The organism is Faecalibacillus intestinalis, assembly GCF_015097455.1.
Classification (GTDB): Bacteria; Bacillota_I; Bacilli_A; order Erysipelotrichales; family Coprobacillaceae; genus Faecalibacillus; species Faecalibacillus intestinalis.
The window spans coordinates 1,139,303-1,159,023 of the sequence record NZ_AP024085.1; the positions used below are offsets into that span (position 1 = coordinate 1,139,303).

Here is a 19,721-nt window from a genome sequence, read left to right on the forward strand (position 1 = left end):
ATGTTTCAATTTGTAAAGAAATTGTTTAATAAAGATGGTCAATTAGTTGATTACTATATCGATATGATGGCTGAAAAAAATAGACTTTCGCAGTTGGCATTAGAAATTGGGTTTAACAAGATTGCTGATTTGATATCGAAATGTCCTATTGATGTCTACTCAACGGATAGCGATGCAATCAAAACTGAATATTGTTTAAATGTTAGACCTAACCCAAATGAGTTTGCTACTGATTTTTGGAAACAAGTTGTTATGAAAATGTGTACAAGTAGTGATGGATGTTTAGTTGTACAAATGAGTGATGGAAATATTTATAGAGCTGAAAGCTTTGTGCAGTCGGATGATGTTCTATATCCTAGAACATTTTCAAATGTGGTTATTAGAAGCGGGAATAGAACTTATAAACTGGATAGGATATTTACATCAAATGATGCAGTCTTATTTAAGTATAAAAATGAAAAGTTGTTAGCTTATCTAAATGAAATCAATCAAGAAAATGCGATTGCTTGGAGTGCTGCTATAAAAGGAGTAAAGTCAAAACTTTCAAAATTTAAAATTCAAATGCCGGGGAATATACAAGTGTATAGTGAAAAAACCCGACAACCAATAACTGAAAATGAGTATACAGAAAAAATTAGAAAGGACCTTTCAAGTGATGATATAAGAGTTATCTTTTCTAGAAATGGACTCGACATAAGTGCGATTGACAGCAAGTCAACGATGACTGCTAGTGATGTCAAAGCATTAAAAGATGAAGTGTTCACAAATGTAGCGATTGCTTTAGGAATTCCAAAAAGTGTCTTTTATGGAGAAGTTACTGAAAAAAGTGATGCTAACAATGAATTTATTACGTATGCTGCTGATCCAATTATTCAAGAGTTAAATGATGGGATGAATGGATGTTGGCTTTCTCAGCTCGAATGGGAAAGAGGAGATAGGATTTTAATCAATACAGATGCAATCAAGCATATTGATGTCATCGAGCAAGCATCTAATCTTGATAAATTATATTCTAATGGCTGGTCTCACAACGATATTTTAAAATTACGTGGTAAACCACCAATCGATGAAGATTGGGCAAATGCTAGAAGATTTACTAAAAACTATGCTACAGGCATGGATGAAAATACGAAAGGGGGTGATGAATAATGAAGAAAGGACATGAAAAGTTCTATGAATTCAAAAAATCAAATGAAGAAATGACAGATCTTTATATTTATGGAGACATCACCTCATACAAGTGGGATGAAAGTGATGTAGGTGCCTATGACTTTTTAAAAGAATTGAATGATGTCGATACAGACAATTTAACAGTTCATATCAATTCATATGGTGGGTCTGTAAGTGAAGGTCTTGCAATTCATAATATGATTAAAGAATTCAAAGGAAATGTAACTACTGTATGTGATTCTTTTGCATGTTCGATTGCAAGTGTCATCTTTATGGCAGGAAAGGAAAGAGTCATGCATAAAGGTTCATTGCTGATGATTCATCATGCGTGGACTTGGGCAAGCGGTAATGCTAAAGATTTAAGAAAGCAAGCAGATGATCTAGATAAAATCACAGAACCATCGATTGTTATTTATGAAAAAAATTCAAATCTTTCAAGAGATGAAATAGTTGAATTGATGGACAATGAAACATGGATTACTGCAGAGGAAGCTTTAGAAATGGGATTTGCTACATCAATCAAAGAAGATGATGATGCACAGCAATCAATCAATGAAATGTACTTGAATCATCAAGTTATGTTGAATAAGGATTTAGAAAAAGAATTGAATGAGGTAAAAGAAGCATTGAAACTTGAAAAGGCAAAAAATGAAGAGCCATTAACAGGTTGGAATGCTTTTTTTAATACAAAAAAATAGAAAGGAAAGAGAAAAAAATGAAATTTAATAAAGTAGATAAAGCTACATTAGAAAAAGCAAAAGAGATTTTAGAAAAAGCAGAAGATAAATCTCAAGCAATTTTAGAAGCAGTAGAATTAATCAATGAAGCTGCTAATAAGGATTTGATTGAACAAATCTTAAAAGAATCAGCAAATGCAAATGCAAAAGCTCAAAACTTCAATAAATTAGGATTAAGACAATTAAGCGATGAAGAAAATAAATTCTATGATGCTTTAAAAACAGATGTCAGACAAGCTATCGATGGAAAACAAATCGACTTGATCCCAACAACAATCATTGATAACACTTTAGCTGATGTAAAAAAAGCAAGTGATTTATTATCATTAGTATCTTTTGCTCCGGCTGACGTAAAAAAATGGTTATCAGCATCCAAAACTGGAACTTATGCTTGGGGAAAATTGACTGATGCTGTTAAAGGTGAATTAAGCGTTGCATTTGAAGCATTAAATATCGAATTAGGAAAAATCACAGCATATTTAGTTCTTCCTAAAGCAATTAGAGATTTATCAAATCCATTTGTTGATAAATACTTTACAGCAATTTTAGCTGAAACAATGAATGATGGTTTAGAATATGCATTCTTATTAGGAACTGGAGTTGAACAACCTATCGGTGTTTTCCGAAAAATAAATGAAGTCGAAACAAATGGAGAACATAAAATGAAAACTAAAAATTCAAAATTAACTGAATTTACACCTAAAGGTTTAGCTCCCGTAAAAACACAATTATCGCATGGTGGGAAAAGAGCAATTCCATCATTAGCGTTAGTATGTAATCCAAATGATGAAGCTGCTTATGTAGATCCTGCATTATATGTACAAGCACTAGCTGGAGGATATGTGCAAGTATCTAAAGATAAAATTAGAACAATTCCAACTGCAAATTGTCCTCAAGGACAAGCAGGATTATTTATTGATAAGCCTGATTATTACACAATGGGATTATCAGCAATTGAAGTTAAAGAATATGATCAAACAAAAGCAATGGATGATGCAGATGTCATTATTGCAAAAGCTTATGGAAATGGTAGAGCAGTAGATGATGATGTATGTTTCTACTTTGATCCAACAAAATTAGTTGAATATGTTCCAAAATATTTCCAAACAAATGCGCAAACACAAGCAACTGAATAATTGAAAAAATGGATAAAAAAGTTATTGATAACTTGATAGATGAAATTAGAAAAGAGAAATTTATTCCTTTTTATTATGAAGATTCATCTATTAGAAATAATATCCGTGAGGGAAATTATCGCTTAACAAAACTAGTTGGAACTATTGATTATGATGAAGATTTGACTGCCAGAGCGCTATTAAAAAACTATGTGCTTTATGCATATAATAGTAGAACAGATGAATTCTTTGAAAATTACAGTGATGAGATTTTGTCTTGGCAAATGGACAAAGTTCCTTTGATTAAAAATGATGAAGAAAACTAGTAGAATTCATATGCCCATTTATAATGATGGGCTTTTTGAAGTTTTTGAAATCATAGAAGATGATAGCGTTCAAGCAAATACTTCATTGCAATCAAAAGATATTTCTATGACATATCAAGAATTAGGTATATCAGACAGATTAAGAAGCGATTTAGACTCTCATGATATTGATATTCAACTAAAAATTAGAGTTCCATACGTCAAAGGATTTATTGATTCAATGAGTGTTTTGAAAATCGATGAACATTATTATAAGGTTTATAACATTTATCACTTTGTTGATAGTAATGGATTTAAACAATCTGATATAACTCTTGTGAATTGGGAAGGAGAATATGATGAAGAAAACGGATTTTGTCAATGCATTAAGTGAGTTAGATATTCCAATCAACGAAGGTCAAAGCTCTGTCAATAATGCAAGTAAATATCCTAGAATCGTTTTTTGGGAAATTGCATGGGATGACAAACTAGCAAGTGATGATGTCTATATCACTATTGAAACGATTCAAGTATCATTCTTTTCTAGAAAACCTAGACATGATAAATTGCTTGAATTAAGAGACATTATGCGAAAATTAGGATTGCATCCTACGATCTATCATGAATATGTAGAAGAAAAAAACAAAGATAGAAATTATTATCATTCTTACTTTACGGTAGAGTTAGAAGTTGATAATGATGAGTGATACAAGTGAATTTGATGGACTTCTTGATTTTTCAAAAGCATTAGAAGAATATGCAAAAGTATCTGATAATGTATTGGAAGAGGAAGAAAAGATAGCACAAGATTTTGTCAAAGACTTATTGAAACTACCCAGTCCTAAATCAAAGATTTCTAAAAGTGGATATACACATTTGATATCCACTTTTTCTTATAGAAAAAAATCAAAGGAAATAGAGATAGGGTGGGGTAAATATTATGGTCCTATGGTTGAAAGGGGAACTGTCAAGATGAGAAGTAGTCATCCTCATTTAGTTCCTTTATGGGATAGAAATTCAAAAAGATATATAGATAGTTTTAAAAAAAGAAACAACTTATAAAAACTAGGAGGTAGAAAGATGTCACAAAAAGAAAAAAGACCATCGATAAAAGAATCTGTCGGTGGATTGAGATATTGTTTTGCTACAACAAACGAAGTAGACCCTCAAATCTTTTCAGGTAAATATGAAGAAGAGGTCGCTGTTTCAAACGTTGTTAAAAGCATCAAACGTACTGAAAACGGAGATACGACACCGGTATACGCATCTGGAAGAGATTATGATACAGTTTCTGATACTTCATCCGTTGACAGTGAAGTAGAAGTGGTTGCATTTGATCCTACTGACCTTGCAAAAATGCGAGGAGATGAAATTACAGAAAGCGGTTTGATTTTAAAAGGCGGTTCAAGCGAACGTCCATTCTTTGCTTTTGGTCAAACTGTTTTCTATCGTCAAAACAGAAAAAAATTCAGATGGTATCCAAAATGCAAATTAACAGCTGATACTGATGATACGAACACTAAAGAAGAATCATTCAGTGAGCAAAATGATACAGTTACAATTAGAGCTTATCCATTTAATGATAAGGGACAAATTGCTATTGAATTTGATACTGCTGTAAAAACTGCAACTGGATTAACAGAAGAAAAATTCTTTAATCAAGTTATCACATCCGATGAAGATCTAAAAAAAGTAATTGCAGGTGATTAGTGATGGATAAACAAGACATCAAGTTAACGGATGGCAGGGTCATAGAAATTCAAGTCAGCTTTTTAACTCTTTATTTGATTAAAAACAATAATCTTGATAAAGAAACAAAAGCTTTAAGAAGAATGACTGATAAATATGAAAAGATGGATGATAAATCATCTGTTGCTGCTAAAAAACTGCATGAAAAAATAGAAGATAAACAATTCTATATGGCTGCAAAAATGATTTATGTAATTTTACGTTCTAATCGTGAAAAGGTTGAATTTGAAGATGCATTGGCATTATGCCCAATTGAACCAGATGCGATTGTAAATATAATCAAGCAATTTGAAAATAAAATGGAAATTCTCAAAAAAAAAGACAATATGAAGAATTTTGTGAAGAGCAAGAAATAGATTTCACGAAGAATCTTTATCTTGCTTTGACACAGCTTAATTTATCAGAAGATGATTTTTGGCACATGAGTCCAATTACTTTTGATGAATTATTAGAAACTCATGTTGAATTCGAAAGGAGTAAAATAGAACATGGCTGATGATCTAAAAAGAGTTGGTCTTGTGTTCAAGGCTGATGGAACAGCTGATTTTACAAAATCATTAAAAACAATCAACGCACTGACTAGGGAAAACTACAGTGCTTTTTCTTTGGCTAAAAGTCAATGGGATAAATCAACATCATCATTGACAAAGCTAAAAGATACACAGTCATATTTGACAAAGCAAACAGAAACTTATTCATCAAGAGTTTATGCATTAAAAAGTCAACTAGAAGAACTTGAAAATGCAGAAAACAAAGATGAAAAGGCTATTGCCAATAAAAAGCAACAATTGAATAACGCAGAGTCAAGTTTGAATAAATATAAGAAACAACTTTACGAAGTAAACGCTGCTTTAGAAAGTGGTCAAGCTCAAATAGAAGAGTATGCTAAAAAGGTTGAAGCTTTTGAAAATAAGACAAAAGAAATAGGAAATGGATTAACTAAAAATGTTACTGCTCCTATTGCTGGATTAGAAGTTGCAGCTGTAAAAGTAGGTAGTGACTTTTCAGCAGGAATGAGTGAAGTATCTGCTGTTTCTGGAGCAACTGGAAAAGATTTGGAAGCTTTAAAAGATAAAGCAAAGGAAATGGGAACATCCACTAAATTTAGTGCAAGTGAAGCTGCCGAAGCTATGAACTACATGGCAATGGCAGGATGGAACACGCAACAGATGATAGATGGCTTGCCAGGTATCTTAAATCTTGCAGCTGCTTCTGGTGAAAGTCTTGCAAATACAAGTGATATCGTAACGGATGCATTAACTGCCTTTGGATTGAAAGCGGAAGATTCATCGCACTTTGCCGATGTTCTCGCAAAAACATCATCGAGCGCAAATACGAACGTTTCCTTGATGGGAGAAACATTTAAATATGTTGCTCCTCTTGCAGGAACATTAGGATTCAGCGTTGAAGATACTGCTCTTGCAGTTGGTTTGATGGCAAACGCTGGTATCAAGGGTTCACAAGCAGGTACTGCTTTGAAAACAGCTATTGCCAATTTAGCAAGTCCAACCGATTCAATGAAAGAACAGATGAAAAAATTAGGCATCTCAATTACTGATACGAATGGATCAGTAAAACCATTGATTACAATCCTAGAAGAATTAAGAACTAAATTTGGAAAATTAAGCAGTGCACAACAGTCAGCCGCTGCAAGTACAATCTTTGGAAAAGAATCGATGTCTGGAATGCTTGCAATCATCAATGCAAGTGACAGTGATTTCAATTCTTTATATGAAAATATCAAGAATGCAGATGGTGCTGCTAAAGATATGGCTGATACGATGCAAGATAACTTGCAAGGTGATTTGACTACGCTATCTTCTGCATTAGAAGGTGTAGGAATCAAAGTATCAGAAGTATTAGAACCAGCATTACGTGATATTGTAGAAGCAATTACTGATTTGTTTTCTTGGCTTAATGGCTTGGATGATGAAATAACTAATATCATTGTAATCATTGGAACTGTTGTAGCTGCAATTGGACCATTATTGGTTGTTATTGGAACGCTTGCAGGACCAATATCCACCGCGATATCCTTGTTTGGAAAATTCAAATTGGCATTGTTTGGAACAACTGAATCAGCAGGAGCAATAGGTACAGTAGTCAGTGCATTGAGCGGACCAGTACTTGCAATCATTGCACTTGTTGTAGCAACAGTAGCTGCACTTGTTAACTTGTGGAATACAAACGAGGGATTTAGAAATGCAGTTGTCGATATTGTAACTCAAGTCATGTCGATACTACAAAATCTAGCAGTCGTTGTTCAACCGATATTTGATACATTGAAAATTGCACTTCTTGCAATCTGGCAAGAGGCATTAGTTCCCTTATGGGAAAATTTTCAAATTGTCATAGCGAACATCGTTACATTGATTTCATGGCTGTTCGATGGAATTAGTCCTATTATCAATGCAATTGTTTCATTGATAGAAATAATTGTTATTCCATTGATTCAAGGACTTTTGACAGTCATAGTTGGTTTTGTGACAAGTTCAGCGGGATTGTTAGGTTCATTTTTATCAAGTGTATCTGGAATAATCGATGCTGTAATTCAAGCTATTCGAGGATTGATATATTTCATTACTGGAATATTTACAGGAGACTGGAGAAAAGCATGGGAAGGTGTCATTGATATCTTTGGTGCGATTTTCAATACGATAAGAAACGTATGTAGGGCACCAATCAATGCAGTTATAGGATGCTTGAATGGAGCAATCAGCGGAATCAATAAAATGATTGATGGATTGAATACGCTTCATTTTGATATTCCCGATTGGGTTCCTGCACTCGGTGGTAAGAGCTTTGGATTGAGCTTAAGTCATTTAGGAAAGATTCCGGCGCTCGCTACTGGTGGTAACTTATTAAAAGGAAGTGCTATCGTAGGAGAACGGGGTGCAGAGTTGTTAACTCAAATGGGGACTCAAACAAGAGTAACTCCATTAACAAATTCCGGTGGTTCTAATAAACAAGAATTGATTGATTATCAAAGACTTGCAGATGTCTTTGTAAATGCTCTTGTTAGAGCAGGATTGTCAATTAAACTAGATAGACGTGAACTAGGAAAGTTGATAAGAAGTGAGGTGTACTGATGAAAAAATATGATATTAGATATGTTGGTAACAAAGGGACAGTAGATTTAAATACTGCTCCTTATCTTATCAAAAATATCGAAACACTATTTGAAAGTGAAATTAGTTTCAATTCTACTTCTTATCAGCTTGACAATCGTAATGATATAGACAGCTTTTATTTTAATGGAACTGAAAAGGAAATTGAAATCCAAGTATATAGAAAAAACAAAGAAGAATTGATTAATGATCTTGATTATATTTTTGGATATGATTGTGAGATTGTTAAAGCAGGTAAGCTTTATATAAATGATTACTATGCCTATTGTTATTTTATTAAGCCTAAACCTAATTATTTTGCTAAGTACAGCAATTTAGAAATGCTAACCTATACTGTTAGATTCTGTTCAAAATGGATAAAGGAAACTGTGATTGATTTCAATATGAATGATGATATCACTTCATCATCTGGTATGAAATATCCTTTTTCTTATCCCTTTTCATACAGAGCGGTAAAAAAAGATAGATTTGTTAACAATATACATTTTGCTTCTTCAAAAGCAAAGATTATTTTCTATGGACCTTGTAAAAATCCAAGGATTTCAATTGCTGACAACATTTATGCAGTCAATACAGAACTTTTAAAAGAAGAGAGAATAGAAATTGACCCCTTTGAAAAAACAGTTCTCAAGTATACCGCAGATGGTGTAGCAATCGATGTAATGGATGTTCGATATAAAAAATCAAGTATTTTTAAATTGATTCCAATTGGATTGAATCTATTTGAACAAACGACTCAATTCTCTGTAAGAGTGATTCTTTATTACGAAAGAGGGACTCCAGAATGGAAATAATGCACGCTAGAATTGATTCATCAACACGCAGTGATGATTTATATTTAAAGGAAATGCCAGTTATTGCAAAATTTAAAAAAGCTGAATTCATTATAGGAAAGAAAGCATCACTAGATGATAATGATTTCTATATTGAATTATCAAAAGAATATTTTAAAAAAATGGATATTCAAAAAAATGACTTGATTTATATTCCTAACAGTGAATTTGGTGGATTTGCTAAAAAGATACAGAACGCAGATGATTCAACTGTCAAAATCACGGGAGTAAATTGGAGATACTTCTTACATCGCTTTGTTATATTTCCAAAATATAACAGCAATTATAAAGCAAGGGATGATTATTTAACTATTGATAATAAAGAAATCCATAAAGCTCTTGAAATATTATTCAATAATGTTTTCTATAGTGCTTTTTTAAAACTCTATAGAGTAAGTGATAAGGATACTCAAATCAATATGACTACTTCATCAAGATATGATTATCTCTATGATAAGATCATCAATGTGCTTGATGAAAAAAATATGAGATTAAAGGTCTATCATACTTATGATTACGATGATAGAAATATTGTTGTTGAAGCAGTTGAAAAAAATGTCATCGATGATGTATATAACAGAGATTACAGTATAGAAATCACTTCAAGTATTGATTCTACCAACTCAGTAGATACAATGATTGCTTTAGGCAAAGGAGACTTGCACGATAGAAAAATCGTTTTGATTAAGCATTCTATCGATGAAGATGGAAATGATGCATTTGAAAAGATTACGGACTTGTCAAAAGATGAAATAGGAAATATAGATTCATCAATGTATGTCTATGATTATAAGTCATGTGAAAGTGATGATGATTTAGTAGAAAAAGCGATTGAAGAATTTAAAAATCATTTGGAAACAAAAGAAATCAATTTAGGTGTTACTTCATTAAAAAAAGAATTAGAATTAGGTGATATCATTACAAGCGTTGACGATATCACGGGACTTTCTATTGAAACAGAAATCACTAGAAAGATTTTAACAATTGAAAATGGAATGAAAAAAATTGAATACAAGGTAGGTGAGTAATTTGTCACAAAAGGGAATTACAATCAATACTACTGATACAGGGCATGTTGACGCAAGTGATCATGCTCTTTTGTTTAGTGCTATTTTTGGAATGAATGGAATTTTAAATGTCGGCTCAAAAATGGTGATATCTAAACAGTCAGACAATAAAATAAGAATCATGGATGGAATGTATATGATGTCTAATGGTGTCCTAATAAGAATCGAAAACTATGAGGACATTACAATTACAAGTGGTACTTTAGGACAAAAAAGAAAAGATATCATTATTGCAGAATACATTAAAAATGGAAATGGAACGGGTGATGATGTAGCTAAGATTAGAGTTGTAAATGGAACTTATTCATCTGCTAATCCTGTTGAACCGACTTTGGTAAACAATGGAACAACTATTCAAGAAAAATTAGCTACATTATTGATCAATGAAACAACGATGACTATTGATTCAGTTTCAGCTAAAGTCATGCCTGTTCTAGCAAATGCCGTATTTTATAAAGATTAAAAAAAGTAAATTGAAAGGAAAAATATTATGGCAATTAAAACAGTACAAGCAACAATTAATGGAGTACCTACTACTCTTACTTTAAATCCACAAACTGGAAAGTATGAAGCTACGATTACTGCTCCGACAAAATCCAGTTACAATCAAAGCGGTGGATATTACAATGTAACAGTTAAAGCAACTGATACAGCAGGAAACAATACATCTAAAGATGCAACTGATGCAACTTTAGGAAGCAAATTAAAATTAGTTGTAAAAGAAAAAGTTGCACCAACAATTACAGTTACTTATCCAACTGCATCAGCAACAACTACAAATAATAAACCGACATTTAAATGGAAAGTTACTGATGATGATTCTGGAGTTGATTCAAGTACTATTGGAATCACAATTGATAGTGGTTCAAAAATTACATCTGGAATCACTAAAACAGCTACTACTGGTGGATACGAATGTTCATACACTCCAGCCACAGCTTTAAGCGATGGATCACATACAGTTAAATTCAATGCATCTGATAATGATGGCAATGCAGCTACTCAAAAATCAGTTACATTCAAAGTTGATACTGTACCACCAACATTAAATGTTACTAGTCCTGCTGAAGGTTTAGTTACTAATAATGCAACAGTTACTGTTAAAGGTACTACAAACGATGCAACTTCATCACCAGTTACTGTTAAAGTAAATGGAACTGCAGTTACAGTAGATGCTTCTGGTAACTTCTCAACTACAGTTACATTAACTGAAGGTTCAAATACAATCACAGTTGTAGCAACAGATGGTGCTGGTAAAGCTACTACAGTTACTAGAAAAGTTACATTAGATACAAAAGCACCAACAATCACTGATGTTTCAATCACACCAAACCCAGTTGATGGTGGTAAGACATTTGTCATTGCTGTATCTGTAACTGACTAGTTATGGTTGTAAAGGTTATAGGAAAAACTGATACGTTTACTGTAATCTTTGATAGAATCGATGAAAAAAGATGGAATGCATTAGTTCCTGCAAACGTTGCAGGTGAATATATCATGGATTTATTTGCTTACGACGATGCAGGTAATGTGGGATATATGGCAACAGCAATGTTTACTGTAGATACATCTAACCTATGCTTCCATCTTGAAATCATCAATTATCAAAGCTGTATCAGTCTTTGTAATGATTATATTTGTGAGATCAAGGAGGTGCTACCATGCAGAATTTAATAAAAATGTATGCAGGAGAAAAAAGGAAGATACGTCTTTTTGTTCATTCAAGAAAAAAGCCCGAAGATACTTTTATCATTAGAAATGCAAAAGCTGAAATCTATCTCTATGGTGATTTGATGCAAACGATTGAATGTGAAATCGATGAGCATGATCTTATTTTTTTATTAGGCATCGAAGAAAGTGGAAATTACAAAATGATTATTACTTATGTTATTGCAGATGAAGTCATTAAAAATAAATTTGAAATTGAGGTGAGATAATGGGATATAAAATATATAATGTTGCATTATCAAAGCAAAATGTAAGCGCAGGAGAAAGACTGACAATTTCAGTTGATATCATTACATGGGATTGGTTAAAGAAACAAATGACATGGAATTCATTGAAAAACAAATTCAAATGGAGTGATTTGATTGGCTGATATCCCATCAAAATTAACAGTTCCAAGTGATATTACAATGTCAGATCCTGCGGATATTAAAAAATTACAAGATGAAATAATTGCATTGTATAAAGCAGTCAATCAATTGATTGATGTTGATGCTGAACAAAATAAAAAATTAGACAATGCAGTATATTACAAAGAGTAGATTGATATCTGCTCTTTTTCTTTGGAAGGAGAAAAATATGAAAGATTTTGAAACACGTGAGTGCGTTGTACACACACACACACACACAACTTACACAAATTAGAGAAGGTACATCAAAGTGCCTTTTCTCATTCTTTAAAAAGATTGGTGGTGACAAGCATTTAGGTTAGTTTTAACCTAGATGTTAACATGCCAAAACTTATTGATAAAGATGAAAATGAATTGCTTAATTTACAAATGTCTACAGATGAACATTGGACGGGTAAATATTGGATTGATGGTAAAAAAATCTATAAAAAAATCATTACATGGACTGGATTGAGGGTAGGAGTAAGTACAATCAATCATTCTATCAGTAATTTGAATGAATTTATTGATTATGAAGTCACATGTTCAAATGGAGAAGATTTCTACAGATTCCCTGTTGTTTATTATTCTGGTGGTAATACAGGAACATTCTACTGTACGTATTTCATTTTGAATGTAGCTAACATTCGTTTTGCTAACAATTACAGTTGGGCAAATTATAAATTTAAAGCAATTATTCGTTACACAAAAAAATAAAGGCACTAGTATCTTTTCTTATTTGATTTTTATTAAAAGAATTAAAGAAAGAGAGGATCATACAAATGTCAAAAATTAAAAAATTCGTGTGGGGGGGGTACTGTTTACTAGCAATAGTAAAAACAGTATCCTTTTACCTATTATCTCTAAAAAAGGAGGTGCAGTTGAATAGCTGTACTTCTTTAAAGAGAGGTGTTATTTATGGCTAAATTTGTTAATTCTAGCGGAGATGAAATCAATGCTGATGTTGTTCTTTGGAGTGGTAGTCATTTCGGCTATGGTCACGATTTAACATTAAATGATGATGCTTTGAAATTTAAAGAGTTAATCATAATTAGTGATAATAGCGCAGTTATTGCACCAATTATTGATGGAGAGATCATATATTCTGGTGTTGTTAACAACTGGACTGTTACTAATATGGCTTTTAAATATAATCAGGCATCAAAACTGTTACACATTGATAATTGTAGATGGACAAATTCATCTAACAATCAAGGTACAACTGTTACTAAAGTCATTGGAAGATATTAGTCATAAATAAAAGCTGTTCTCATGATATGGGGAAATTTATTAAAAATGATGGGACTAAAATTCCAGTTGGTACTGTCCTTTTTGATGGTACAACTCAAAGTGATTTTATATTAACTGATGATATTTCTAATTATGACTATCTAGAAATCTTCTATAGAAGTCATAACTGGGTTAATCCTAAAAGTACAAGAATGTCATTAAAAGCAGGTGCAAGAGTACATTTATCAGATGTACATGCAAGTGAAAATACTATTACAATATATGAGATGACTCTTGTTTTCAGTGGCAAAAACGTTACATTAAGTGGATGTACTAAAGTCGTTGGTGGTGTGTATATAACTGAGGTTGAAGGAACAATATACCAAGTAATAGGATACTGATTGCTAGCAAATAGGAACTTATGTCTCAATTTGTTAATGCAAATGGAAATACATTATTAAATCTTAAGTTTTCTTTAAAAGAACAGGAAACAGGGATGCAATGGATTGATGGTAAAAAAATATATTGCAAAGTAATACTCGTAAATGGGTTTGATAGCAAGGATAAATATGTACAACATAATATATCAGATTTATACAGAGTATTGAGTTGTGATTTATTTATGAAAACGAGTGATGGAACAAACCACATGATACCGCGAGCACATCAAGATGAAGATCATGATGGTATTTCTATTCAAATAACTAAAACAAATTTAATATTGCAAGTTGGACAATCAAATGGTTTTGCTGATGCTACAGGATATGCAATATTGAAATATATAAAAAGCAAATAATTAAAGGACGAAAGTCCTTTTTTTGATGCCCTGGACACGGCTTAAAACTATCTAGAAAGGGTGATTGAGTTGAAAATTAAAAAATATGATTTTAATCAATGGTTGAAAGCTGCAGGTATTAGAGCAATCAAAACAGTAGCTCAAACAGCAGTTGCGTTAATTGGAACGTCTACAGTCATGAATGAAGTCAATTGGGCAATGATTATTAGTGCAAGTTGTTTATCTGGTGTTGTTTCAATTCTAACAAGTGTTGCAGGACTTCCAGAGTTGGAAGAAATTGAAAGTGAGTAATTATGTATGAATTTCTAATAAAAACTTATACGATTGTTCTTCCAGTTATTCTTTCGTATATTGTGTGGCTTTTACAAGAACAAAAGAAAAAAGCAAAACAAGATGCGATTGTAAGAGATGAAAGAATTAAAAAAGAAAGAGAAATGCGAGAAGCTAACTCAAAAGGTACAATGCTTTTATTAAGGGTGAAATTGATTGAATATCATGAAAAGTATATGAAGAGGGGTTCAATCCCTACATATGCATATGATAATTTCAATGAAATGTATGATGCATACCATGCGCTCGGTGGTAATGGTATGGTTACCAAAATGAAAAATGAGATAGAGCTTCTGCATTTACAAAGCAAAGAGGGTAGTTAAATACTCTCTTTTTATTTTAAAAAAGGAGGTATTAACATATATGGGATATGTTATGAAACAAAATTTAGCGCGTAAAGAAAATTATGGTAGTGAACGTAGCACAGCTGATATTAAATATTTAGTCATTCACTATACTTCAAATGATGGTGATAGCGATGAATCAAATGGAAAATACTTTGCTAGGGAAGTTGTTAAAGCATCTGCTCATTATTTCGTAGATGACAATAGTGTTACTCAATCTGTACCGGACAATTATGCTGCTTATGCAGTTGGTGGTAAATGTCAATCAGCTCACCATCCATATTATGGCACAATTAAAAATGCTAACTCAATCTCTATCGAAATGTGTGATAACCATAAAGATGGTACTGTTCATATTTGCGATGAAACACTTGCTAATACTTATGCGTTAGCACGTGCATTGATGAAAAAATACAATATTGATATTGATCACGTTGTACGTCATTACGATGTCAATGGTAAATTATGCCCAAACTGTAATGGTTTACTAAATGATAACGTATGGCAAACATTCAAGAATAACATTGTTAACTCTACAACTGGTGCACTAGGCACAGGCACTGTAGTTCCAGCTGCTGCTAAAAATGATAACTTAGACAGTTTGATTGCAAGAGGTCAACAACATTCAATCAACTTTACAGGTCATTCAATTGCAACTGATGGTGCATATGGTCCTAAGACTCGAGCAAATATTGCTAGATGCTTCCAACACGCTATTAATTTGGACTATGGCAAAAACTTAAAAGTTGATGGTGCTTTTGGTAAAAACAGTAAATCGGCTTTAGATAAACACTATGTCAAACGTAAAGAAACTCAATACATGGTTACAGCAGTAGAAATTGCGTTAATGTGTAGAGGATATGATCCATCTGGTGTTGAATGTCCAGGTAAATTTGGTAGTGGATTAGAAGCTGCAGTAAAACAATTCCAATCAGATAGAGGATTGAAAGTTGATGGAATTGCAGGAAGAAACACTATTTTGAAATTAATGGGTGTTTAGAATGAAAAGATTAAAGATTATCATCATTATATTACTTTTATTGAATATTTGTTTACTTGCCAAAAATACTCAATATCGTTCTCAAATCATAGAAAAAGATAATCGAATTGAGAAATTAAAACAAGAAAATTTGAAATATCAATATCAAATTGAAAAAATGAATGAACAATGGGGAGTGTACAGTAAATAATTAAGTAGTATAATTAAAGTTGTAAAAATTTAATTGTATTATAACTGATCCATACTTTAGTTAAATTATTCGACGTCAAGAAACAATTGAATATTTTACATTAAAAAAAAGCCTACTCAATCAAGAGTAGGTTTTTTTATTTATTCATATTCGTATTCGTTTTCAACGATAACATCTACACGTTTCATAATTGTATCAGCAACGACATCATCTTTTAAGAGCAATTTGAAATCAACTTTTAATTTAAAAAAATCTAGCAAAACGATGTATGCGTAAGCATTGGCATCTACTTCTTCACTTTGAAGATTATACTCTCTTATAGAAAGCTTATCGCTAGTTTTATAATTATCAAAATCAAAGACATGTGTATCGATTTGATATTTATGTCTTAATTCATGCGCGATAGCAAATGCCATATCAACATCACCGTATTCATATTTGGTTCTTAAATACAGAATTGATTTTTCATTTTCATAAGCCAATGCAGCTAGTTGAGTACCTTGATTGAATTTTTTATCATCTGTAACTATACTATCAGGTATAGAGATACATAGATCCTCACATACTTCTTTGATAAATTCTAATATTCCATTCATATTTTTTCTCCTATTTGCAAAGATAATCCATATTCAACAAACGATTATATTTTTTCACAATTCTTTGTGCATCGTCTATTTCTTTGATGTTTAAAATAAATTCTTTTGATATAAAAGCATTGTTTTTTATAGAAGAACCACCTAAGCGTTTTTTGAAATCGCCATCTTGTACTTTGATATCAATATAAGAATTGATTTTATTTTTTTCTACTCTTACAAAATAATAGTTTCTGCTTATTTTAACTTTTAAATCAGTTGTTCCACAGCTTAAACTATCAATATTTATATACATGTCATGGTTTAAATTTATTTCTTTCATTTTTTTCACCCTCTCAATTAATCATCGATTAATTCCATTTTATAAGTATTATCATATAATTTATTAAATCTTTCATAAAGCTCTGTTTCAATGTCTTGTGTTAAGTTTTCAGCAATAATAGCAACACCATTATTGTCTTTATCTAAAAAATCAATTACAGTAAATGTCCCATCTTTATAAGGGTATTCTTGAATCTTTCTAGAATATTCTTTAATTCCATTATCAATTAAAAATTGTCTGATTTCTTGACTTGTAGCATTCATATTTTCTTCTCCTTTGCAAACATTGATCATTGTATTTTTTAATAATCTTAATTTTTCTTCTGATAGAGCATTTCCATTATTTTTCCAACCTCTAAAGGTTGAATAGTTAACACCAGCTTTTTCACAAATTACTTTCATATTAAAATATTGTGATTTTTCTAAAATGAATTGTTTTAAATCTTCCATTTCTATCTTTCCTTTCTATTTTTTATACATATAAATAAAATTACCAATACCGCTATTAATCCGCCTTGCATAATATTTTGATGTGGAATATAATATAAACGGAAGAGGGATTTTTTAATTCCCTTTCCTGTCTTTTAAGATTTCTTTGATTCCTAGAACGATCGCTACAACGTATGCTAGGGTTTCCAAGAAATCTTTTAAATTATAAATTCCAAACATCTCTATCCTCCTTTCTACACTTATATTATAATACAAATTTGTATTATATGCAATACTTATTTGATATAAATAATACAAATTTGTTGTAAACAAATAGTAAATATTTTTTAACTATTTGCCTTGTTATATAAATTGGTATGCTATTTATTAATGGTGGTCAAATTGGTAGTCAAAAGCCAGTTATTTTCTAAAAAGCAACGCTATAATGCGGGTTTTGAACGTTCATGATTCTTGACTCTTAATCAGAGGGTCCACGGTTCGAGACCGTGCGGGGAGACCAATTGATAAAATGGCTTAAACACTAGGTTTTACTAGAGGTTTGAGCTTTTTTTATATCTTGTTTTAGGTGCTTTGCTTGGTTAAACTAGGGCATATTAGGTTGAACTAAAAGTGTGCAAAAAAATGAAATATAATCTTATAACAAAATATTTAATGAAAAAATGTAATTCTAAGTGAAAGTTCTACATTTTTTTATCATATATTTAATAAAATGTATGCTATAATTACAAAAGAGAGGGTGATTTTATGTTTTATAGTCAAACATGTGAAAATATAAAATTGATTATTTTTACGTTAGATGGTGGCTTATTAGATCTCAATAGACTAAGATATAATTATTATCGAAGTACATGTGAAACCTATCATAAAGTTGCTACTCGTGAAGATTTTTCCAAAATGCTTGGAAATATGAATACGATGTATGATCATTCTTTACTGTCTGATTATATTTCTGCTAAAGATTTTAATAGAATGGTTGAAAAGGATTTATTTGAATATATTAAATTAAAACCTAATATTAAAAGAGAAGGTGTTGATGAGTTGATTCAATATTGTAAACAAAAAGATATCAAGATTGCAGTATATACGACTCATAAAACAAAAAGAGCTATTCAATATTTACAACTTGCAAAGATCTATGAAAAAATTGATTTTTTAATTGGTGGAGATTCACGACTTAAACCTTTACCTGAAGTGGATATTTTAGAGGTGACGTGTCAACGAATGAACATTGATCCTTCTCATACAATGGTGGTTGCTAATTTTGAATCAATGGTTGAAGCGGCTAATCAATTACTTGTAAATGTTATTTACATGCCAGATTTAGTGCCAGCCAGTGATAAGATAAAGGCCAGTGTTTATAAAATAACTAAAAATCATTTAGAAATTATGAATATGTTTTTATTTTCTAAGTATGATTCTGTGGAATTGTTTTCACCGCTTCTTGGAATGAATGCACAAATGGATTTGGAAACTTTGACACATACTCGAAATCAATTATTGGATAAATATAAAGATGATGAACAATTAATTGCATTGGTTAATAGAACATATGATTATTTCAATGAAATCTTATCAAAACAATTTTTAATTAATGAGTTAGAAAAACAAGAAACAAAGAGATTTTCATTTGATGATGAACAAAATGATAACGTTCAAGAGGTTCATGATAAATTTAATGATGTTGTTTTAGAACAAGAGCAAGAAGATGAAATTTTACCTGATGAACAGGATGATACGTTTCTATTTTCTAAGGCATCTTCTTTGGATCCCCAAAGAATGAGTGAATTAATGGATATTATAAATGGAGATGCCGTAGATGAAAAAAGTCATGAAGAGAATAAAACAAATGAAGAAAATAAAAATAATACGATAGAACAAGAACATTGGTTAAATAAAGTAATTGATGTTGTTTATAATTTATTGATTTCGGTTATTATTGTATTTTTTGCTTTAATTGTACAAATTTTATTTCAAGGAGATTCTTCTAAACTTTCACAAATTATCAATATGATAATCGATGGTTATGTAGGAATTATAAATTTTATTTTTGGTGTGTTGTTTGATATTTTACATAGTTTTATAAGTGTAATACCATCATATAAAATGTTTGTTTATCATAATTCATCGCTATCATCAATGGCAGTAATTGCGTTATTGGCTATTATTTCAAATTTTATTTTAATAACTTTAATTAAGAAAATTGTTCAAATGTTGAAAAAAGACTAAAAAATAGTCTTTTTTTTAAAAAA

30 protein-coding genes are annotated in these 19,721 nt (G+C 31.3%); 27 read left to right on the forward strand and 3 right to left on the reverse strand.

What is annotated here, in order from left to right:
- The 26 genes from Fi14EGH31_RS06085 to Fi14EGH31_RS06210 all read left to right on the forward strand — a co-directional run bounded on the left by Fi14EGH31_RS06085 (window position 1) and on the right by Fi14EGH31_RS06210 (window position 16,108).
- A complete protein-coding gene (locus tag Fi14EGH31_RS06085; RefSeq protein ID WP_200765245.1) occupies window positions 1-1,149 on the forward strand; it encodes a phage portal protein in 1,149 nt (382 codons plus the stop codon).
- Window positions 1,149-1,868 (forward strand): head maturation protease, ClpP-related, encoded by a 720-nt coding sequence (locus Fi14EGH31_RS06090; protein ID WP_117347053.1) that lies wholly within the window; start codon window positions 1,149-1,151, stop codon window positions 1,866-1,868. The genes Fi14EGH31_RS06085 and Fi14EGH31_RS06090 overlap by 1 nt, the downstream gene beginning before the upstream one ends.
- Window positions 1,865-3,043 (forward strand): phage major capsid protein, encoded by a 1,179-nt coding sequence (locus Fi14EGH31_RS06095; protein WP_267905660.1) that lies wholly within the window; start codon window positions 1,865-1,867, stop codon window positions 3,041-3,043. The genes Fi14EGH31_RS06090 and Fi14EGH31_RS06095 overlap by 4 nt, the downstream gene beginning before the upstream one ends.
- 8 nt (window positions 3,044-3,051) lie before the next feature.
- Window positions 3,052-3,348 carry a hypothetical protein gene (locus Fi14EGH31_RS06100; RefSeq protein WP_117347051.1) on the forward strand — a complete coding sequence of 99 codons (297 nt, stop codon included), beginning with the start codon at window positions 3,052-3,054 and terminating at the stop codon, window positions 3,346-3,348.
- Window positions 3,349-3,358: 10 nt separating this feature from the next.
- Window positions 3,359-3,721, forward strand: coding sequence for a hypothetical protein (locus Fi14EGH31_RS06105; protein ID WP_200765247.1), 363 nt, complete (start codon window positions 3,359-3,361; stop codon window positions 3,719-3,721).
- Window positions 3,687-4,034, forward strand: a complete 348-nt coding sequence (locus Fi14EGH31_RS06110; protein WP_200765248.1) for a hypothetical protein — start codon at window positions 3,687-3,689, stop codon at window positions 4,032-4,034. Before Fi14EGH31_RS06105 ends, Fi14EGH31_RS06110 begins: the two co-directional genes overlap by 35 nt.
- Window positions 4,027-4,389: an HK97-gp10 family putative phage morphogenesis protein gene (locus tag Fi14EGH31_RS06115; protein WP_200765249.1), complete on the forward strand. Its 363-nt coding sequence runs from the start codon at window positions 4,027-4,029 to the stop codon at window positions 4,387-4,389. Before Fi14EGH31_RS06110 ends, Fi14EGH31_RS06115 begins: the two co-directional genes overlap by 8 nt.
- A gap of 18 nt (window positions 4,390-4,407) precedes the next feature.
- On the forward strand, window positions 4,408-5,037 hold the full coding sequence (locus tag Fi14EGH31_RS06120; protein ID WP_200765250.1) for a major tail protein: 630 nt from the start codon (window positions 4,408-4,410) through the stop codon (window positions 5,035-5,037).
- Window positions 5,038-5,039: 2 nt separating this feature from the next.
- Window positions 5,040-5,432: a hypothetical protein gene (locus Fi14EGH31_RS06125; protein WP_118632650.1), complete on the forward strand. Its 393-nt coding sequence runs from the start codon at window positions 5,040-5,042 to the stop codon at window positions 5,430-5,432.
- Window positions 5,433-5,564: 132 nt separating this feature from the next.
- Window positions 5,565-8,165 (forward strand): phage tail tape measure protein, encoded by a 2,601-nt coding sequence (locus Fi14EGH31_RS06130; protein WP_200765251.1) that lies wholly within the window; start codon window positions 5,565-5,567, stop codon window positions 8,163-8,165.
- On the forward strand, window positions 8,165-8,998 hold the full coding sequence (locus Fi14EGH31_RS06135; protein WP_200765252.1) for a hypothetical protein: 834 nt from the start codon (window positions 8,165-8,167) through the stop codon (window positions 8,996-8,998). Before Fi14EGH31_RS06130 ends, Fi14EGH31_RS06135 begins: the two co-directional genes overlap by 1 nt.
- Window positions 8,989-10,065 (forward strand): Gp37-like protein, encoded by a 1,077-nt coding sequence (locus Fi14EGH31_RS06140; protein WP_195947085.1) that lies wholly within the window; start codon window positions 8,989-8,991, stop codon window positions 10,063-10,065. The genes Fi14EGH31_RS06135 and Fi14EGH31_RS06140 overlap by 10 nt, the downstream gene beginning before the upstream one ends.
- Before the next feature lies 1 nt (window position 10,066).
- On the forward strand, window positions 10,067-10,567 hold the full coding sequence (locus tag Fi14EGH31_RS06145) for a hypothetical protein (RefSeq protein ID WP_195947083.1): 501 nt from the start codon (window positions 10,067-10,069) through the stop codon (window positions 10,565-10,567).
- Window positions 10,568-10,594: 27 nt separating this feature from the next.
- Window positions 10,595-11,488: an Ig-like domain-containing protein gene (locus tag Fi14EGH31_RS06150; protein ID WP_200765253.1), complete on the forward strand. Its 894-nt coding sequence runs from the start codon at window positions 10,595-10,597 to the stop codon at window positions 11,486-11,488.
- 2 nt (window positions 11,489-11,490) lie between these two features.
- Window positions 11,491-11,778 (forward strand): PF13754 domain-containing protein, encoded by a 288-nt coding sequence (locus Fi14EGH31_RS06155; protein WP_117347040.1) that lies wholly within the window; start codon window positions 11,491-11,493, stop codon window positions 11,776-11,778.
- Window positions 11,766-12,041, forward strand: coding sequence for a hypothetical protein (locus Fi14EGH31_RS06160; protein WP_117347039.1), 276 nt, complete (start codon window positions 11,766-11,768; stop codon window positions 12,039-12,041). The genes Fi14EGH31_RS06155 and Fi14EGH31_RS06160 overlap by 13 nt, the downstream gene beginning before the upstream one ends.
- Window positions 12,041-12,202, forward strand: coding sequence for a C2 domain-containing protein (locus tag Fi14EGH31_RS06165; RefSeq protein ID WP_158562954.1), 162 nt, complete (start codon window positions 12,041-12,043; stop codon window positions 12,200-12,202). Before Fi14EGH31_RS06160 ends, Fi14EGH31_RS06165 begins: the two co-directional genes overlap by 1 nt.
- Window positions 12,195-12,371 carry a hypothetical protein gene (locus Fi14EGH31_RS06170; protein ID WP_195947079.1) on the forward strand — a complete coding sequence of 59 codons (177 nt, stop codon included), beginning with the start codon at window positions 12,195-12,197 and terminating at the stop codon, window positions 12,369-12,371. The genes Fi14EGH31_RS06165 and Fi14EGH31_RS06170 overlap by 8 nt, the downstream gene beginning before the upstream one ends.
- Before the next feature lie 189 nt (window positions 12,372-12,560).
- Entirely contained in the window at window positions 12,561-12,935 is a 375-nt protein-coding gene (locus Fi14EGH31_RS06175; protein ID WP_200765254.1) for a hypothetical protein, read from the forward strand.
- 201 nt (window positions 12,936-13,136) lie between these two features.
- Window positions 13,137-13,469 carry a hypothetical protein gene (locus Fi14EGH31_RS06180; protein WP_118632656.1) on the forward strand — a complete coding sequence of 111 codons (333 nt, stop codon included), beginning with the start codon at window positions 13,137-13,139 and terminating at the stop codon, window positions 13,467-13,469.
- 26 nt (window positions 13,470-13,495) lie between these two features.
- Complete coding sequence (locus Fi14EGH31_RS06185) at window positions 13,496-13,849, forward strand: hypothetical protein (protein ID WP_118470844.1); 354 nt, start codon at window positions 13,496-13,498, stop codon at window positions 13,847-13,849.
- A 20-nt stretch (window positions 13,850-13,869) separates the two neighbouring features.
- Complete coding sequence (locus Fi14EGH31_RS06190; protein ID WP_118632657.1) at window positions 13,870-14,244, forward strand: hypothetical protein; 375 nt, start codon at window positions 13,870-13,872, stop codon at window positions 14,242-14,244.
- Between the two features lie 69 nt (window positions 14,245-14,313).
- Window positions 14,314-14,535 (forward strand): holin, encoded by a 222-nt coding sequence (locus Fi14EGH31_RS06195; RefSeq protein ID WP_233545819.1) that lies wholly within the window; start codon window positions 14,314-14,316, stop codon window positions 14,533-14,535.
- 2 nt (window positions 14,536-14,537) lie between these two features.
- Window positions 14,538-14,897 carry a hypothetical protein gene (locus tag Fi14EGH31_RS06200; RefSeq protein WP_118470848.1) on the forward strand — a complete coding sequence of 120 codons (360 nt, stop codon included), beginning with the start codon at window positions 14,538-14,540 and terminating at the stop codon, window positions 14,895-14,897.
- Between the two features lie 40 nt (window positions 14,898-14,937).
- On the forward strand, window positions 14,938-15,918 hold the full coding sequence (locus Fi14EGH31_RS06205; RefSeq protein WP_200765255.1) for a peptidoglycan recognition protein family protein: 981 nt from the start codon (window positions 14,938-14,940) through the stop codon (window positions 15,916-15,918).
- Window position 15,919: 1 nt separating this feature from the next.
- Window positions 15,920-16,108, forward strand: coding sequence for a hypothetical protein (locus Fi14EGH31_RS06210; RefSeq protein ID WP_200765256.1), 189 nt, complete (start codon window positions 15,920-15,922; stop codon window positions 16,106-16,108).
- Window positions 16,109-16,248: 140 nt separating this feature from the next.
- Here the strand turns inward: Fi14EGH31_RS06210 and Fi14EGH31_RS06215 are convergent, their stop codons facing one another.
- Genes Fi14EGH31_RS06215 through Fi14EGH31_RS06225 form a run of 3 tightly spaced genes read right to left on the reverse strand, consistent with a single transcriptional unit; the run spans window position 16,249 to window position 17,472 of the window.
- Window positions 16,249-16,704 (reverse strand): hypothetical protein, encoded by a 456-nt coding sequence (locus tag Fi14EGH31_RS06215; RefSeq protein WP_118470851.1) that lies wholly within the window; start codon window positions 16,702-16,704, stop codon window positions 16,249-16,251.
- Between the two features lie 10 nt (window positions 16,705-16,714).
- On the reverse strand, window positions 16,715-17,023 hold the full coding sequence (locus tag Fi14EGH31_RS06220) for a hypothetical protein (protein WP_118470853.1): 309 nt from the start codon (window positions 17,021-17,023) through the stop codon (window positions 16,715-16,717).
- A 17-nt stretch (window positions 17,024-17,040) separates the two neighbouring features.
- A complete protein-coding gene (locus Fi14EGH31_RS06225; RefSeq protein ID WP_118470855.1) occupies window positions 17,041-17,472 on the reverse strand; it encodes a hypothetical protein in 432 nt (143 codons plus the stop codon).
- A gap of 744 nt (window positions 17,473-18,216) precedes the next feature.
- On the opposite strand from Fi14EGH31_RS06225, the gene Fi14EGH31_RS06230 reads away from it, so the two are divergent.
- Entirely contained in the window at window positions 18,217-19,698 is a 1,482-nt protein-coding gene (locus Fi14EGH31_RS06230; protein WP_117832433.1) for an HAD hydrolase-like protein, read from the forward strand.
- Window positions 19,699-19,721: the final 23 nt, after the last annotated feature.

Coding starts and splice junctions, on each gene's coding strand:
- Fi14EGH31_RS06120 (WP_200765250.1), top strand. CDS start 4,408: ATGTCACAAAAAGAAAAAAGACCATCGATAAAAGAATCTGTCGGTGGA.
- Fi14EGH31_RS06100 (WP_117347051.1), top strand. CDS start 3,052: ATGGATAAAAAAGTTATTGATAACTTGATAGATGAAATTAGAAAAGAG.
- Fi14EGH31_RS06085 (WP_200765245.1), top strand. CDS start 1: ATGTTTCAATTTGTAAAGAAATTGTTTAATAAAGATGGTCAATTAGTT.
- Fi14EGH31_RS06220 (WP_118470853.1), bottom strand. CDS start 17,023: ATGAAAGAAATAAATTTAAACCATGACATGTATATAAATATTGATAGT.
- Fi14EGH31_RS06140 (WP_195947085.1), top strand. CDS start 8,989: ATGGAAATAATGCACGCTAGAATTGATTCATCAACACGCAGTGATGAT.
- Fi14EGH31_RS06125 (WP_118632650.1), top strand. CDS start 5,040: ATGGATAAACAAGACATCAAGTTAACGGATGGCAGGGTCATAGAAATT.
- Fi14EGH31_RS06155 (WP_117347040.1), top strand. CDS start 11,491: ATGGTTGTAAAGGTTATAGGAAAAACTGATACGTTTACTGTAATCTTT.
- Fi14EGH31_RS06105 (WP_200765247.1), top strand. CDS start 3,359: ATGCCCATTTATAATGATGGGCTTTTTGAAGTTTTTGAAATCATAGAA.
- Fi14EGH31_RS06115 (WP_200765249.1), top strand. CDS start 4,027: ATGAGTGATACAAGTGAATTTGATGGACTTCTTGATTTTTCAAAAGCA.
- Fi14EGH31_RS06090 (WP_117347053.1), top strand. CDS start 1,149: ATGAAGAAAGGACATGAAAAGTTCTATGAATTCAAAAAATCAAATGAA.
- Fi14EGH31_RS06210 (WP_200765256.1), top strand. CDS start 15,920: ATGAAAAGATTAAAGATTATCATCATTATATTACTTTTATTGAATATT.
- Fi14EGH31_RS06135 (WP_200765252.1), top strand. CDS start 8,165: ATGAAAAAATATGATATTAGATATGTTGGTAACAAAGGGACAGTAGAT.
- Fi14EGH31_RS06165 (WP_158562954.1), top strand. CDS start 12,041: ATGGGATATAAAATATATAATGTTGCATTATCAAAGCAAAATGTAAGC.
- Fi14EGH31_RS06110 (WP_200765248.1), top strand. CDS start 3,687: ATGAAGAAAACGGATTTTGTCAATGCATTAAGTGAGTTAGATATTCCA.
- Fi14EGH31_RS06190 (WP_118632657.1), top strand. CDS start 13,870: ATGTCTCAATTTGTTAATGCAAATGGAAATACATTATTAAATCTTAAG.
- Fi14EGH31_RS06175 (WP_200765254.1), top strand. CDS start 12,561: ATGCCAAAACTTATTGATAAAGATGAAAATGAATTGCTTAATTTACAA.
- Fi14EGH31_RS06185 (WP_118470844.1), top strand. CDS start 13,496: ATGGGGAAATTTATTAAAAATGATGGGACTAAAATTCCAGTTGGTACT.
- Fi14EGH31_RS06230 (WP_117832433.1), top strand. CDS start 18,217: ATGTTTTATAGTCAAACATGTGAAAATATAAAATTGATTATTTTTACG.
- Fi14EGH31_RS06215 (WP_118470851.1), bottom strand. CDS start 16,704: ATGAATGGAATATTAGAATTTATCAAAGAAGTATGTGAGGATCTATGT.
- Fi14EGH31_RS06200 (WP_118470848.1), top strand. CDS start 14,538: ATGTATGAATTTCTAATAAAAACTTATACGATTGTTCTTCCAGTTATT.
- Fi14EGH31_RS06205 (WP_200765255.1), top strand. CDS start 14,938: ATGGGATATGTTATGAAACAAAATTTAGCGCGTAAAGAAAATTATGGT.
- Fi14EGH31_RS06225 (WP_118470855.1), bottom strand. CDS start 17,472: ATGGAAGATTTAAAACAATTCATTTTAGAAAAATCACAATATTTTAAT.
- Fi14EGH31_RS06160 (WP_117347039.1), top strand. CDS start 11,766: ATGCAGAATTTAATAAAAATGTATGCAGGAGAAAAAAGGAAGATACGT.
- Fi14EGH31_RS06180 (WP_118632656.1), top strand. CDS start 13,137: ATGGCTAAATTTGTTAATTCTAGCGGAGATGAAATCAATGCTGATGTT.
- Fi14EGH31_RS06150 (WP_200765253.1), top strand. CDS start 10,595: ATGGCAATTAAAACAGTACAAGCAACAATTAATGGAGTACCTACTACT.
- Fi14EGH31_RS06130 (WP_200765251.1), top strand. CDS start 5,565: ATGGCTGATGATCTAAAAAGAGTTGGTCTTGTGTTCAAGGCTGATGGA.